The following is a 14,772-nucleotide window of genomic DNA, read 5'->3' on the forward strand; positions in this document are numbered from 1 at the left end:
ATTAACCTTGCAGCCTCTGTTTTAACAGCTTCGGTAAGCGAATCAGCATGCCCATAAACAAAGTTGCGTGTGCTTTACTCAGTCCTAAGTTATCTCGCCAAGCATGAAAATGGGAGATACCTTGTTCTGGATAAACCACAGGTGTCGGCACATTAATAAATGAGGTATTTTCCCATTTTAAACGCACCAAAATTTCGCTATCAAAGCCCATACGTGGCTGAAACTTAGCACTGTTCAAAACTTTAATGGTGCTTTCGAGTGGATACACTCTAAATCCACACATACTGTCTTTAATTTCAAAAGATAAACTATTAAGCCATACCCAAAAATGGGTAATGTAACGTCCGTACAACCGTTTTTTAGGAATAGATTCATCAAAGTACGGCTGACCAATTACCATAGCTTTGGGATGTTGCTGGGACTGTTCAATAAATTTAGGAATGTCATCCCAGTGGTGTTGCCCATCGGAATCAAGTTGTAAGGCATGGCTTAAACCCAACTCATGTGCAGCACGCAATCCTGTAATCACCGCTTGCCCTTTGCCCTTATTCACTTCATGTTCAATTAAATGAATTTGTGAATATTGATCGGCCAATGCCCGTAAAATCTGGCTACAAGCATCATCACTTCCATCATTCACCAATACAATCGGCAAATGAAAGCGATCAAGATAGGCAATCAAGTCAGCTAAATAATAGGGATGGTTATAAACTGGGATAACAAAGCCATAGTTGGTCTGCATTTTTAACCCTCTACTTCCGTTTGCAAAGCGAATAATAAACGCCCAGAAGCCAAAATCTGTTCTGAATCGCGTAGCTCAAAACTCACTTTATGCTCTTTTCGAGAAAGCTTAAGTTGTACAATTGCATAAGGACGGATCAGATTTTGAAATTTTAGCTGTTCATAACCCTGACACCAATTTAAGTCCGACCAAATTGATTTAGCAAAATGTTGTAAAAAACCTATTTGCCCGACCCCAGGATAAATCGGTTGTGTTGGGAAATGCCCTTTAAAACACGCTAACTCTGGTGGAAATTCAAGGCTAAAAATATAGTCATCTGAACTTTGAGACTGCGACAAAACTACAGGTTGTAACATAGGCTTAAATAGAGTCTGCAAATAGCTTTTATTGAGTTTAGACTGAGAGTTTTGTGGTAGCTGACTTAGGAAACGCCATTGACGTGGAATTGCTATAGTTTCCAAGTGATCTTTCAACTGTTGTTTTAAATGACCAACAAAAGCGGACTTACCTAGTTGCTGTAACTGTTCCCGTGCATGTTCTTTTAAAACAACAATACACCCCAATATTTGGCGATGCTCATGTTCAAGTACCAGTACATGACATTGCTGTACCGCATCTAAAGCTTGAATGCTTTGCTCGATCGCATCTAGGCTCAGACGCTTTTCTTCAAGTTTAATAATTCGATCTGTACGCCCCATCAGCTTAAAAGTCTGACACGTTGCATCTGTCCATGCTGCGCCATCACCTGTGGTAATCCAATCATCCTCATAGGCATGATTACTCTTGACCATGAGCTGTTGGTCTTCAATACGAATAGCCACATTGCTAAAAGCAGTCCAAGCATCCTCATCTTTAGCACGATGGGCAATACCACCTGTTTCAGAACTTCCCAAAACTTCAATAATCGGACGATTTAATAAAGGACGAACACCACTTTCTAGCTTGCCACCCGAACTAAAGACCATCTGGCATTGCTGTAAAATGACATCTGTGGTCCAGCGTTTTAATAATGCAGGACTTGAGATCAAATAATTGCTTAATCCCAGTGTTTCTAATTGTTTTTGAGCTTGTACCACATCTTCAGGAAATGCCATTTGAGGGGAATAAAAACTTCGACCCGCTGCTAGTGGTAGCAATAATTTAAACAGTAGCCCATAAATATGTTGATGACTGACCGTTGCGATCGCAATTGCATGCTCATCGAAAGTAAAGCTCTGGCTTAATCCTTGAACTTCGTTGAGTAATTGTCTGAGTGTTCTTGGGATTTTTTTAGGCTCTCCCGTTGAACCTGATGTATAAAAATAGAGTTGCGCCTGCTCTAGAAAAGCATCATCTAAGGTTAAAGATAAAGGAACAACTTTTTCAACATCTTGACGCTTTAAAAAATAAATCTGCTGTGCTGCGAAATCTTGTTCTAATTCGCGTACTCGATTTGGTGGTAAAAGTACCTGTTTTTCTGCTAACAAAGCGGCAAAAAATAAAACCAGAAATTCATAGCTGTCTGCTTCCCATAATGCCCAAGTTAAATTTTCCATTTGAGCAATTGCAGCAGCTTGTAAGGCAACATCCTGCCAAAATTGAGTAAAACTAGTCGAATGTAGAGCAGCATCTATACAAAGTGGATGAGCTGAATCGATGAATTTTTGAAAATGACAGTGCATAATTTTTAATTAATGATTTGTAGAATGTAAACGCTGATGTCGCTTACGCAAAATAAATTCACCAACGAACAAAATGCCCATCAGCACATAAGAAATAAAGCCATTATAAATGACCCAAACCTGAGTCGATGTAAAAAGTACGGTGCTTAAAGCAATCAATGCATTACAGAAAAAGAAAATGCACCATACCTTAGTCACCTGTCTGGTCCACTGCACACCAGAAGGAGGTAAATCAGGTTCAACGAGTCGAGCAAAGCGTTCAATCATAGACGGTGGTTTTATCAGTGTCAGTGCAAAAATAACCAATGCACCCAAACTCATGCCAACCGGATATAACTTTAACCAAGCATGATTCTGTGACAGCAAGCTAAGGCTGCCACAAACAATGGCAAAACCAGTTAAAGGCCATAATAATGAGTTGCCTTTACTAAAAAGTCTGACCACACCTAATCCGATGAGTAACACACTCACCCAAACAAATTGACCGTGCGTCAAACTCCAACCCACAATAAAGGGATACAACACAAAAAGTGCTGTAATCATCCCTTTAATCACGAGCTTCATTCAGCAGTCATATTCCGAATAACCGTCACAACATCAAGTACGGTTCGCACATTTTTAAAATCTTCAGGTTTTACTTGCTTACCGGTTAGCTCTTTAATTTTTACAACTAAATCAACTGCATCAATACTGTCTACATCAAGATCTGAATATAAGTTTGAATCGAGTTGAACAGACTCCGGTTCAATTTCAAACAAATCTTCCATCCATTCGCGGAGTTTAGTTAATACTTGCTCTTGAGATAACATCATCACACTCCTTATGACTTCTGCTGTGCTTCAACTAAAGCAACTAAACTTTGGATTGATTTAAAATGCTGTTTGGTTTCATCCGACTCTGCATTTAAATGAATGTTGTAACGCTTTTTCAAAGCTAGTCCCAACTCCAGTGCATCAATCGAGTCTAATCCTAAACCTTCTCCAAATAATGGAGCTTCTGTATCAATATCTGCAATAGTGATATCTTCTAGTGCCAAAACATCAATAATCATTTGCTTTAGTTCATCAGCAAGATTGCTCATTTCAAGATAACTCTTCATCAAAAATTTTATAAAAACTACGACTTAACTGACGAACTTGTTTAGGTCCTACTGTTAAATCATCTAACAAATCTGAAACTTGTACAGCATCGAGTACTTTCACTTCGATATGAAATGGCCGAGATGGTACGTGGTACCATTTTTCATTCTTGGTTAATGTCGATGGTGTACAGGTAATAATTACTGGGCGAATTGGTACATTTGCACGGATGGCAATGTTGGCTGCACCGCGCTGAAATTCGTTTAGGGTCATCCCTTTTTCAGTACGCGTTCCTTCCGGAAAAATTAAAAGAGAAGCCGCATTATTTTCTTTTAGACGCATCACACAGTCTTCAACAAATTGCTGAGAGCCTGCGTTCAAAATATAACCCGCGCTTTGTACAGGTCCTTTGGTAAAGGGGTTCGACCAAAGAGACTGCTTCACCACACAATTAGCCTGCTGCATCATACCAATTAGTACTACAACATCAATCAAACTCGGATGATTGGCGATGACTAGCTCTTGGCGACTATTCTGTAGCTTTTCCAAACCTTCAACCGAATAAGTCATGATGCCCAGTTTGACCATCATTTCGGTAAAGCCTTTAAAGCTATACTTAATCACATTCTGCGCACGCTGCTGACGCTTTTCAGAATCAGAGGTTGTTGCATTTAGTACTGGGGCGATAACTGAGGCGATTGCCATACCGCCCAGCCCGAAACTAGCAAAACTAAAACCAGTTGCAGCTACACGCCAGCAATAATTACCCTTTTGTTTGAGATTTTTAAGATTTAGCATTTGTTCCACCCAAATGCAGATATTAACTGGTCAGCATCCTGCCAAAAATGAGCAAAAGTAGGAGCCTCTGCTTCATCTGTATGCGTCCACGAAGTAATTTGTAAATTAGGTTGCTCTAGAGTAACGACAGCAGCCATCGCATAGGCAGGGAAATCGACCGCTTCAGCATAAATATTGGGTAAAGGCTCATCATAGGCAACGACCAATACCCGCTGGATATCTTTCATTGACTTTAAAAGAGCATAGGCCTCAATCAAACTTTCAGTCCATGAACAGCTTAAGCTGGTAGATGGCGTGTCATCCTGACATAAAATAGAGTAAAGCCCAGAAATTGCATTATGAACAGACGTTGAAAATTGTGTAGGTGATGGTGTTTGCTCACTTAAAACGTCTTGCAAGATATTCAACGTTTTAGACTCGTCACCATATCGTGATACCCAAACTATATAATCAGCTTTACTGCCATCTAATGCACCAAGCGCACTATTTAAAGCAAGTTTAGCTAATGGCGATAACCGTCTACGCTGCATAGCTGGAATACAGTCAAGGGCTGTATATGAGGGCTGCGCATGTGTAAATGTGAGCTGAGCAAGATGTAATGTTACCATGCTAAAAGTGAACCCTAAGCAGCATTATTCTGTCGAAATATAAATTATTTTATAAAGATGCTGATTATAGCATTCGTTATGAAATTTACAAAAAATTACGTTTATCATTCACACTTTTTCATAACTCTTGGAACATGCTCATTTATTTGCAATAAAAAACCCAAAGAAGACTTTGGGTTTTTTAACTTTAAAAAGCTTAACGTTTAAACTTTTTCTCAGCTTTTTTGAATTTCTGTACATAACGACGTTTACGTGCCGCAACGCGCTCATCCACTTGTGACTTACGTCCTTCAAATGGGTTTTCCGACGTTTTAAAATCGACACGTACTGGCGTTCCTTCCAGTTTGTAAACTTTGCGGAACACATTCTCAAGGTAACGGCGATAATCCGCTGGGGTTTTGTCGACCTTATTACCGTGAATTACGATCGTTGGTGGATTTTGCCCACCCATATGCGCATAACGCATTTTAATACGCTTACCACCAATCATTGGTGGTTGATGCGCTTCAGTCGCATCATTTAAAATTTGGGTTAATTTCGCAGGAGAAACTTTTAAATGCGATGAATCATAAGCACGATGGATGGTTGGGTACATTTCCCCTACGCCAGTGCCATGCAATGCCGAGATTAAATGGACTTTCGCCCAAGGAATAAAGTCAAAACGACGATCAACATCCAATTTACACTGTTTACGATCGTATTCGGTCATGTTGTCCCATTTGTTAATGGCGATCACCATGGCACGACCAGCTTCAAGTGCATAACCAATCAAATGTAAATCTTGTTCAACTACGCCTTCACGAGCATCCAACACCACCACAATCACATGTGCATCTTTAATGGCTTGTAGTGTTTTCACGATTGAGAATTTCTCAATCATTTCATCAACTTTACCTTTACGACGCACACCCGCTGTATCAATAAGGGTATATTGACGGCCATCACGTTCAAATGGGATATAAATCGAATCGCGAGTTGTACCAGGTTGGTCAAATGCTACTACACGATCTTCGCCAAGCAATCGATTGACCAAAGTCGATTTACCCACATTTGGACGACCAATAATCGCTAAACGCAAACCTGTTGCTTTGTCATGCTCTTCTGGATTTTCATCTTCAGGTACGTCTACTAAGACATCCTCAAGCATTTGCTGTACACCACGTCCATGGCTTGCAGCAACTTGTAAGGGTTCACCCATACCAAGTTTGTAGAACTCAACCAACGCAGCTTCTGCATGAACACCATCAACTTTATTGGCAACCAAGTAAACTTTTTTACCCAAAGTGCGCAGTTCACGAGCAATTTGTTCGTCCGAAGCCAATAAACCAGCACGCGCATCAACCACAAAAATAATGATATCTGCTTCATTGATCGCTGTTTTTGACTGCTCGGCCATGTAGTTATCAATACCGCCTTCATTTTCACCAATACCGCCAGTATCAACAACAATGAAAGACTTATTCTGATAAGTCGCATCACCATATTTACGGTCACGAGTCAGGCCCGCGAAGTCGGCTACAAGTGCATCACGACTCTTGGTAATCTGGTTAAATAACGTTGATTTTCCGACATTCGGACGACCAATGAGCGCAATAACGGGTTTCATACAATAACCTTAATTCAAGACCAGCCATATCTCATGGCATGAGCATTAAAAACAGTACAGGAGATATATTTTAAGGTCAGAGATGACCATAATAAAAGACGGGGCTTTGAACTGATTTAATTCAAACACCCCGATATTTTTAACAGCGTAATTTGTTAAGCGCTTATTTTAGCACAAGCGAACGAAATTAACGATTCTGCCAAATACTTAAATCACCTTTTCTGGTCGAAACATAAAGTTGGTTCTCGATAACACGTAATGTATTAACTTCACCACTTGTTTTTGAACGACCAATTAATTTACCTGTTGCTGGTTCAACAAGATGCAATACGCCATCTAAATCACCTACAACAAGATCTTGTCCTAGCACAACCGGATTACTTAAATGACGGTTTAACAAACTATCATTTTCCCAGATTTTTTCGCCAGACGCCAAATCGTAAGCTGTTAGCTTACCATCTGCTGAAGAGACAAATACTTTGTTGTCATAAACTTCTGGACGTTTAGTACTGCTCGAATCTTCACTCCAAACTACACGTTGAGAAGCAAGATCGGTTACAGTTACTTGACCTTGGAAACTGGTCGTTACCATAAACTGTCCAGCTACAGTAGGATCACCATCGATATCAATTAAACGTTGAATATCAGAACGACCTTCGCTTACTGCAACACGACGTTGGAAACGTGGAATACCACTAATCGTATCAATTGCATAAACATACGCATTCGCAGATGCAATTAATACAGTACGAGGATCAAGGCTCACCGGTGATGCCTGACCACGTAAACTAAATTGGACATTTGGTAATTTATAAGCCCAAACTTGTTGACCAGAAGCGGCATCATGCGCAAAAACAGTACCATCATTCGCAATGGTAATAACGCGTCCAGATTGAACCAATGACGGGCTTAACAATGCGCCCGATAACTGTGCAGTCCACTTCTGCTCGCCTGTTGCTTGGTCTAGTGCAAAGAGTTGTCCTTTACTATTACCAACAACAACAATTCCTTCAGCAGCTTCAACACCAGAGCTCAAGCCTAATTTGCTGACTTTCTTTTCCCAAATGCGTTGTTTACCACGATATGCAGCTACTTCACCTTTTGGATCAAGAGTGAAAACCACACCATCGTTTGCATCAAGTTGCAAACGTAATGGATCAGCCTTATCAGTAGAAGAAACACTACGCGAAAACACTGGCGTTAAGGTCTTTTTCGACTCGGTCAATTTCGGTAGAGGATTAGGTTTAACTTCTTTTACTTTATTACTCGAACATCCCACCAGTACAGCCGATGCGATTGCAATTGCCAAAGGCAGTTTGAATTTCTGATTCATTAAGACTCTTCCACCTGTGTTTCCAAAATTGGGCGCTCAATCTGTGGATCTTCAACTAAAACGCCAACACTTTCGAGTTTAATTTGTAAAATTTGTCGCTCTTGTTTACGTTCTAGTAACGAATTCCAGGCTGCCTGATACGCTTTTTTAGCAGAATCAACATCTTTCTTAGCAACAAAGATATCACCACGTAACTCTTCTACTGTTGCTTTAAATGCTGGATCGACGTTACCAGACAAGGTTTTTAGTGCTTCATCATATTTGTTTTGCGCCAATTGTGCATCTGCTAAACGCAATTTTACAACTTGAATCAAACCTTCATCTTTTACTTTTGAATTTTCAACTTTCTTTAATGCTTTTTCAGCAGCAGCATAGTCCTGTTTTTCATAGGCTAATTTTGCTAATACAAACTGAGTCTGTATTGCCTGAACAGAGTCGATATCATCTTTTACAATTTTATCTGCCGATGCAGTTACCGAACTTAAGGCATTAGGATTATCGGCACTTGCATTTGCCTCATCCATTAACTGCTGTACTTTTGCAGTTTCTACTTGGCTAGTTGCCAGATTCTTTTTTTGCCAGTATGTCCACCCAAAAAAGGCAATCAACGCAATGAGAATTCCGCTAATCATGGCAGAACCATATTTTTTGGCGAACGACTTTAAGCTGTCGAATTGTTCTTCATCACTTACGCTCATGTGATTGTCCTTTTCCAGATGTTTCAGTTTATTTTGTAAATTTTTGGATTAAAAATGGTACGAGGTCAGCAATTGCTACTTGTGACTGTTCAGCTGTTGCTAGTTCTTTTACTGCAAGCTGCTGTGCATCCCACTCTCGTTCCCCTAAAATCAAAGCAAAGATTGCTCCAGCCTGATCAGCTTTTTTCATCTGGCTTTTCATGCTGCCTTGAGAACCTGTTTTGATTCGAATACTGCTATTTGCAGCTTCTAACTGGTCACGTAATTGTTCAGCTAAAATCAAAGCTTTGGTTTGATAAGCAGGCTCTGCAACCAAAAAGACTTCACAATCACGAATAACTTCGGCCTGTTCAACTTGCTCAAGTAAAAGCAATAAACGCTCCATACCCATCGCAAAACCAACTGCTGGTACGGACTGATCCGGCTTACCTTTTAACTGACCAACTAAACCGTCGTAGCGTCCACCGGCACATACTGTACCTTGCGAACCAAGTGCCGTAGTCGTCCATTCAAAAACAGTCTTGTTGTAATAATCCAGACCACGTACTAACTTCTGGTTAATTACAAACTGGATACCAGCAGCAGTCAAATAATCTTGTAACTGCTTAAAATGATCCAAACTATCTTCTTTTAAGAAATCATGCAATTTCGGTGCATTTTCCAGAATTTTCTGGGTAGATTCAATTTTAGAATCTAAAATGCGTAACGGGTTTGTTGTTAAGCGACGCTGAGAATCTTCATCCAACGCATCTTTATGCTCGTTTAAAAAAGCAACCAATGCATTGCGGTATTCAGTACGCTCATCAGCCTCACCTAAAGTATTCAACTCAAGTTGAACCTTATCAGCAACACCCATACGTTTCCATAAACGTGCAGTCAACAAAATCAATTCGGCATCAATATCAGGTGTTGCCACGCCAAAAGTTTCCACGCCAAACTGGTGAAACTGACGGTAACGGCCTTTTTGTGGCTTTTCATAGCGGAACATAGGTCCCATATACCACACACGCGGTGTAGCACCACGCAACAAATTATGTTCGAGCATCGCGCGAACACAACCTGCCGTACCCTCTGGACGTAAGGTTAACGACTCAGGTGGATTACCTTTATCGAAAAAGGTATACATTTCTTTTTCAACAATATCGGTTGCATCACCAATAGCACGTTTAAACAAGCCCGTTTGTTCAACGATCGGCAAACGAATTTGTTGATAACCATAAGCATCCATTAAAGATGCTAAATGTTGCTCGAGACGTCTCCACGCTACTGTTTGCGTTGGCAAGACGTCATTAAAACCTTTGATTGCGACAATTGAACTCATGATGAACTACGAATAATTTCTTTAGATTTAGCTTCTTCAAGCTCTTGGACACGTTGACGAACCATTGTTTCGATTTCATCAACCAATTGATCGGTATCGATTAAATGGCTTTTCTCACCATTACGATAAACCAATGAGCGAGGCGCTGCCCCGACAACCCCGATATCGGCTTCTTTTGCTTCACCCGGGCCATTTACCTTACAACCAATCACTGACACATCCATTGGAGTACGAATATCTTCTAAACGCTCCTCCAAAGCTTGCATCACTTGAATAACGTTAAATTCTTGGCGCGAACAACTCGGACAAGCAATAAAGTTAATCCCATTAGAGCGAAGTCCTAATGATTTTAAGATATCAAAACCAATCTTGATTTCATCTTCTGGTTCGGCAGCAAGCGAAATACGCATCGTATCGCCAATACCTTCCATCAATAATCCGCCAAGGGCAATCGCTGATTTCACAGTACCGGTACGGTAAATACCCGCTTCAGTTACACCAAGATGTAATGGATTATCGATTTGTTTTGAAAGTAAACGATAAGCATCCATGGTTAAAAATACATTAGATGCTTTTACACTGACTTTAAATTCATGGAAATTGAGTCGATCTAAAATATCAATATGGCGTAATGCAGACTCAAGCAGTGCTTCACCTGTAGGCTCACCATATTTTTTTTGTAAATCTTTTTCTAGAGAACCACCATTGACGCCAATACGCATTGAAATGCCATGATGACGTGCAGCAGCAACGACTTCACGAACTTTCTGGTCGGACCCGATATTCCCTGGATTAATACGCAAACAGTCTGCACCATAATCTGCAACTGCTAAGGCAATTCTATGGTCAAAATGAATATCGGCAACTAATGGTACTGAAACGCGCTTACGAATTGCGCCAAATGCTTCAGCAGCTTCCATAGATGGGACCGAAACACGCATAATATCAGCACCTGCTTCAGCGCAACGTTCAATCTGAGCAACGGTTGCATCAACATCGCAAGTTTCAGTGTTTGTCATACTTTGCACGCTAATAGGTGCATCGCCACCGACATACACCGACCCAACACGGATTTTACGTGTTGGTCGACGTTTAATTGGGTTCTCTATCATTGTATCGCTCAACTCATGGTATTAGCGGGATAAACGGAATTCAGCTTTACCGTTTACCGTATATGGAGACAATGAAATCTGTTCTTGGTTTAAACTTAATGACACAGCAGTTGCATCATCAAGACGAATCTGAAATGGAGACTCACCATTTAAATTTAAAGTTGATGACTGACGACCTGTCGCCAAAACTTTACCTGTTGCATCAACAATATGAACAGAAGTTGGTCGGTTAAAGTTTAGCACCAATTGATCACCCACTGTTGAGGTGGCATTTCCTTTCATAGGTAAAACTTCAACATTAGATTGATTTACTTTAGGTAAATCAGCATCTTCTTTCTTTGAAGTCCATTTTTGAATACCCATAACAATCAATGACACAACAGCAATAACCAAAATTGCAAGCAGTGCACGCTTCAACCATTTCTTATTACGGTCACTATTAGAACCTGGGAGTTTACCCATGATTTTAATTGGTGAGTTATTTAAAGCATGGTTCGGTAAAAGCCCGGTATCATTTGCATAAATCTCATCAAAGCGCTGAATAATTGCCGTCGCATCTGTATTTAGATATTTTGCATATGAACGGTAATAACCCTTGATAAAAGTCGCTTCTGGCAATGACTTATAATCATCTTGCTCTAAAGCGGTTAGAGTTTTAACCGGCATGTTTAGATCTGAAGAAACTTGCCCTAACTCTTTATTCTGAGCAACTCGAATTTGACGTAAATACTCACCAGGACGTTGAATATTTCCTAAAGCAGAAGTCGGTAAGCTTGAGCCAGTTGGCTGCTGTGAATTAGGATTTATTTCCATACGGCCTCAGTACTATACTGTAATTGCAAATAACGTTGATATTCTGGACTTTCTGGGAACAAAGCACGTAATTGGTTTACTAACACTTGCATTCCCATTTTATCCGCATTGGCTCGAGCCACTCTTACACCAATCCAAAGTGCTCTTGCACCCTGATTTTTCTGCCCCACTGTACGAGCATATTGCTCATACATTTGTGTAGCAGCCGGAATCTGCTGCTGCAAATAAAAAATTTCCGCTAACTCTAACATTGAAATATAAGAGTCGCGGTTAGCAAGGAGTGATTGCTTGAATGTTTTTTCAGCATTCGCAACATCACCCAATTTTAAATAAATACGCCCCAGATTTTCTAACGCCTGATAGCGTTGGTCATACCCTAATGTTGTGCCAGCAATACGAAATTGCTCGATCGCATCATTATAGCGTTCCATTTGGTATAAATAAGTACCATAGTTATTATGTGCTTGAGCATTATCTGGTTCAGATGAAATTGCTCGTTTAAAATAATGTTCTGCTTTTTCTAAGTTCGGCTTACTACCTTCTTGCTGTAGTAAAATACCCATCATCATATTTGCCGTTGCATCACGGCTATCTACACTTAAGGCTTGATCAAGAGCTCGCTTTGCCGAATCCAAGTCACCTGAACGGATATGTTCAGCAGCAAGTTGTGTACGCACCTTTACCGCTTTTTCTGGGTCTTTTTTTTGCGTATGCGTTGTCTGGCAACCACTTGCCAAAAGCGCAACTGCAACTCCCATACAAAATACCGTTTTTAACTTTGGAGTACTCAAAGCCTGCCCTCAATTTATCCTTGTGTCCGCAAAATCTCTTGACGCTGTGTGACTTTTTTCTGCCACTGTTCAGCACGACGAGTTCTATCAGCCACTTGACCGACTAACTGTCCACATGCAGCATCAATATCATCACCACGTGTTTGACGAATCGTACACACAAATCCAGCATCAGACAAAGTTTTTTGGAACGAGATAATTCGATTTCGGCTTGAGCGACCATATGGCGCATGCGGGAACGGATTAAATGGAATTAAATTAATTTTACTTGGTAAGTTTTTTAATAATTTAATCATTTGCTGTGCATGTTCAGGGTGATCATTTACGCCCTCTAACATCACATATTCAATGGTCACATGTTTACGCGTACTTTCATTACCATCTTTGGCAATATAACGCTGACATGCTGCAATTAACTGAGCCAATGGATATTTTTTATTAATTGGCACTAATTCGTTACGTAATTCATCGTTTGGTGCATGTAAAGAAATTGCTAAAGCAACATCAATGTCTTTTGCAAGTTGGTCAATTTTCGGTACAACACCTGACGTTGATAAAGTCACACGGCGCTTAGACATACCATAGGCAAAGTCATCAAGCATAATCTGCATGGAGCTTAATACTGCATCATAGTTGAGCAATGGCTCACCCATACCCATCATCACGACATTGGTCACTGAACGCTCGCGCTCGGCAACGGGCACTTCTTCCATATAAGAATAGTTTGCCATCCAGAGTTGTCCAATGATTTCATCTGGCGTTAAATCACGTTGGAAACCTTGTTTACCTGTTGAACAAAATGAACAGTCCAATGCACAACCTACTTGTGAGGAAATACACAAAGTCTTGCGCAAGCCTGTTTTGTCTTCAGCAGGAATTAATACCGTTTCAACCAAAGATCCTGCTCCATCACCCACGCGAAAAACCCACTTACGTGTGCCATCTTTTGAATAATGACGGTGAACAACTTCAGGCGCCTTGATTTCACAAATCTGTTCAAGCTTCTCACGTAATTTGCCTGAAATATTGGTCATTTCAGCAAAATCAGTAATGAAGTATTGATGCATCCATTTCATGACTTGTCCGGCACGAAACTTTTTCTCACCAATGTCTTCAAAGAATTTTTCTAATTCAGTACGAGACATGCCGAGTAAATTCACTTTATTTTCGGCAGCAGGAATTACCAGCGTGGACGAAGATTGCTGCTGTCCATCAAGATTTTCAGATGAAACGACCTCTGCAGAACTCATGTGTATTTACCTAAACCATGTCAAAAAACTGAAGATATTGTTCAAGAATCAAACAATATTCTCTTGAGAGAATAAAAAAACCAGATAAGTAGTATACCACTTATCTGGTTTGAATGCTTTCGATTAACGAGTGCGTGGGCAGATCTCGTTGTCAGCAAAGAAGTAAGCAATTTCACGCTCTGCAGAAGCAACTGAGTCAGAACCGTGAGCAGCGTTTTCATCGATGCTTACAGCAAAATCAGCACGGATAGTGCCAGGAGCTGCTTCTTTAGGGTTTGTAGCGCCTAAGATTTCACGGTGTGCAAGAACTGCATTTTCGCCTTCAAGAACAGATACTACAACTGGACCAGAAGTCATGAATGCAACTAAGTCACCAAAGAAACCACGTTCTTTATGCTCAGCATAGAAACCTTCAGCATCAGCTTGAGAAAGGTGTTTCATTTTAGTCGCAACAATTTTTAAACCCGCTTTTTCAAAACGAGCAAAAATATCACCGATGTGGTTTTTAGACACTGCATCAGGTTTTACGATAGACAAAGTACGTTCAATAGCCATGAGTGGCTCCTTTATTTTAAGATTTAAACTTTAAAAAATTTGCCGCATTATACCGATGTCATAGGCAATAATCAGCTTTGTATGTGTAAAAGTTGCGATTTTTTCTACTGTTTTTAGCGAACTTCGTCTATCCAGGCCATTTGGATCCCTTCTAGCAATCCTTCTGTCGATTTATTGGGGTCATCATTAAAATCTGGTAAAGCACATACCCATGCATGTAAATCGGTAAAACGAATCCATTGCGGATCAACTTCTGGATGTGCTTCTGACAATTCAATGGCAATATCAATCGTATCTGTCCAACGTAAGCCCATAGCGGCTCCTATCTGTTTAATCTGCTAAATCAAGAACTGTGTACTTTAGCAAATCCACAAACCTAATCGTTAGCTTAAGCTGATAAAAATT

The 14,772-nt window shown here is 40.3% G+C and carries 17 protein-coding genes; all 17 read right to left on the reverse strand.

Features of this window, described 5'->3' with window-relative positions:
• Window position 1: 1 nt before the first annotated feature.
• The 17 genes from RMB03_RS01320 to iscX all read right to left on the reverse strand — a co-directional run bounded on the left by RMB03_RS01320 (window position 2) and on the right by iscX (window position 14,681).
• Entirely contained in the window at window positions 2-742 is a 741-nt protein-coding gene (locus RMB03_RS01320) for a glycosyltransferase family 2 protein (protein WP_311073298.1), read from the reverse strand.
• A gap of 2 nt (window positions 743-744) precedes the next feature.
• Window positions 745-2,403, reverse strand: coding sequence for an AMP-binding protein (locus tag RMB03_RS01325; protein ID WP_311073299.1), 1,659 nt, complete (start codon window positions 2,401-2,403; stop codon window positions 745-747).
• Window positions 2,404-2,412: 9 nt separating this feature from the next.
• Entirely contained in the window at window positions 2,413-2,967 is a 555-nt protein-coding gene (locus tag RMB03_RS01330; protein WP_311073300.1) for a Clp protease, read from the reverse strand.
• The gene (locus RMB03_RS01335; RefSeq protein ID WP_080592314.1) at window positions 2,964-3,218 is read right to left on the reverse strand and encodes an acyl carrier protein; all 255 of its coding nucleotides are present in this window, start codon (window positions 3,216-3,218) and stop codon (window positions 2,964-2,966) included. The genes RMB03_RS01330 and RMB03_RS01335 overlap by 4 nt, the downstream gene beginning before the upstream one ends.
• A gap of 5 nt (window positions 3,219-3,223) precedes the next feature.
• Complete coding sequence (locus RMB03_RS01340; protein ID WP_000067033.1) at window positions 3,224-3,484, reverse strand: phosphopantetheine-binding protein; 261 nt, start codon at window positions 3,482-3,484, stop codon at window positions 3,224-3,226.
• A gap of 1 nt (window position 3,485) precedes the next feature.
• Window positions 3,486-4,289, reverse strand: coding sequence for a lysophospholipid acyltransferase family protein (locus RMB03_RS01345; RefSeq protein ID WP_311073304.1), 804 nt, complete (start codon window positions 4,287-4,289; stop codon window positions 3,486-3,488).
• Window positions 4,274-4,888, reverse strand: coding sequence for a beta-ketoacyl synthase chain length factor (locus RMB03_RS01350; protein WP_311073305.1), 615 nt, complete (start codon window positions 4,886-4,888; stop codon window positions 4,274-4,276). The genes RMB03_RS01345 and RMB03_RS01350 overlap by 16 nt, the downstream gene beginning before the upstream one ends.
• Window positions 4,889-5,084: 196 nt before the next feature.
• On the reverse strand, window positions 5,085-6,494 hold the full coding sequence (gene der, locus RMB03_RS01355) for a ribosome biogenesis GTPase Der (RefSeq protein WP_005036930.1): 1,410 nt from the start codon (window positions 6,492-6,494) through the stop codon (window positions 5,085-5,087).
• A 187-nt stretch (window positions 6,495-6,681) separates the two neighbouring features.
• Window positions 6,682-7,827, reverse strand: coding sequence for an outer membrane protein assembly factor BamB (gene bamB / locus RMB03_RS01360; protein ID WP_311073309.1), 1,146 nt, complete (start codon window positions 7,825-7,827; stop codon window positions 6,682-6,684).
• The gene (locus RMB03_RS01365; protein ID WP_004641116.1) at window positions 7,827-8,525 is read right to left on the reverse strand and encodes a tetratricopeptide repeat protein; all 699 of its coding nucleotides are present in this window, start codon (window positions 8,523-8,525) and stop codon (window positions 7,827-7,829) included. Before RMB03_RS01365 ends, bamB begins: the two co-directional genes overlap by 1 nt.
• A gap of 28 nt (window positions 8,526-8,553) precedes the next feature.
• On the reverse strand, window positions 8,554-9,846 hold the full coding sequence (gene hisS, locus RMB03_RS01370; RefSeq protein ID WP_132070886.1) for a histidine--tRNA ligase: 1,293 nt from the start codon (window positions 9,844-9,846) through the stop codon (window positions 8,554-8,556).
• Window positions 9,843-10,958, reverse strand: coding sequence for a flavodoxin-dependent (E)-4-hydroxy-3-methylbut-2-enyl-diphosphate synthase (gene ispG, locus RMB03_RS01375; RefSeq protein WP_004641112.1), 1,116 nt, complete (start codon window positions 10,956-10,958; stop codon window positions 9,843-9,845). Before ispG ends, hisS begins: the two co-directional genes overlap by 4 nt.
• 21 nt (window positions 10,959-10,979) lie before the next feature.
• On the reverse strand, window positions 10,980-11,771 hold the full coding sequence (locus RMB03_RS01380) for a helix-turn-helix domain-containing protein (RefSeq protein ID WP_004641111.1): 792 nt from the start codon (window positions 11,769-11,771) through the stop codon (window positions 10,980-10,982).
• Window positions 11,762-12,562 carry a type IV pilus biogenesis/stability protein PilW gene (gene pilW / locus RMB03_RS01385; protein ID WP_005036935.1) on the reverse strand — a complete coding sequence of 267 codons (801 nt, stop codon included), beginning with the start codon at window positions 12,560-12,562 and terminating at the stop codon, window positions 11,762-11,764. The genes RMB03_RS01380 and pilW overlap by 10 nt, the downstream gene beginning before the upstream one ends.
• Window positions 12,563-12,576: 14 nt before the next feature.
• Window positions 12,577-13,812 carry a 23S rRNA (adenine(2503)-C(2))-methyltransferase RlmN gene (gene rlmN / locus RMB03_RS01390; protein WP_311073310.1) on the reverse strand — a complete coding sequence of 412 codons (1,236 nt, stop codon included), beginning with the start codon at window positions 13,810-13,812 and terminating at the stop codon, window positions 12,577-12,579.
• Between the two features lie 123 nt (window positions 13,813-13,935).
• Complete coding sequence (gene ndk / locus RMB03_RS01395; protein ID WP_003654870.1) at window positions 13,936-14,367, reverse strand: nucleoside-diphosphate kinase; 432 nt, start codon at window positions 14,365-14,367, stop codon at window positions 13,936-13,938.
• Window positions 14,368-14,480: 113 nt separating this feature from the next.
• Window positions 14,481-14,681, reverse strand: coding sequence for a Fe-S cluster assembly protein IscX (gene iscX, locus RMB03_RS01400; protein WP_003654869.1), 201 nt, complete (start codon window positions 14,679-14,681; stop codon window positions 14,481-14,483).
• Window positions 14,682-14,772 lie beyond the last annotated feature (91 nt).

This window comes from Acinetobacter sp. V91_7 (genome assembly GCF_031799075.1).
Lineage (GTDB): Bacteria > Pseudomonadota > Gammaproteobacteria > Pseudomonadales > Moraxellaceae > Acinetobacter > Acinetobacter calcoaceticus.

Coding starts and splice junctions, on each gene's coding strand:
- RMB03_RS01320 (WP_311073298.1), bottom strand. CDS start 742: ATGCAGACCAACTATGGCTTTGTTATCCCAGTTTATAACCATCCCTAT.
- RMB03_RS01325 (WP_311073299.1), bottom strand. CDS start 2,403: ATGCACTGTCATTTTCAAAAATTCATCGATTCAGCTCATCCACTTTGT.
- RMB03_RS01330 (WP_311073300.1), bottom strand. CDS start 2,967: ATGAAGCTCGTGATTAAAGGGATGATTACAGCACTTTTTGTGTTGTAT.
- RMB03_RS01340 (WP_000067033.1), bottom strand. CDS start 3,484: ATGAGCAATCTTGCTGATGAACTAAAGCAAATGATTATTGATGTTTTG.
- RMB03_RS01350 (WP_311073305.1), bottom strand. CDS start 4,888: ATGGTAACATTACATCTTGCTCAGCTCACATTTACACATGCGCAGCCC.
- der (WP_005036930.1), bottom strand. CDS start 6,494: ATGAAACCCGTTATTGCGCTCATTGGTCGTCCGAATGTCGGAAAATCA.
- bamB (WP_311073309.1), bottom strand. CDS start 7,827: ATGAATCAGAAATTCAAACTGCCTTTGGCAATTGCAATCGCATCGGCT.
- RMB03_RS01365 (WP_004641116.1), bottom strand. CDS start 8,525: ATGAGCGTAAGTGATGAAGAACAATTCGACAGCTTAAAGTCGTTCGCC.
- hisS (WP_132070886.1), bottom strand. CDS start 9,846: ATGAGTTCAATTGTCGCAATCAAAGGTTTTAATGACGTCTTGCCAACG.
- ispG (WP_004641112.1), bottom strand. CDS start 10,958: ATGATAGAGAACCCAATTAAACGTCGACCAACACGTAAAATCCGTGTT.
- RMB03_RS01380 (WP_004641111.1), bottom strand. CDS start 11,771: ATGGAAATAAATCCTAATTCACAGCAGCCAACTGGCTCAAGCTTACCG.
- rlmN (WP_311073310.1), bottom strand. CDS start 13,812: ATGAGTTCTGCAGAGGTCGTTTCATCTGAAAATCTTGATGGACAGCAG.
- ndk (WP_003654870.1), bottom strand. CDS start 14,367: ATGGCTATTGAACGTACTTTGTCTATCGTAAAACCTGATGCAGTGTCT.
- iscX (WP_003654869.1), bottom strand. CDS start 14,681: ATGGGCTTACGTTGGACAGATACGATTGATATTGCCATTGAATTGTCA.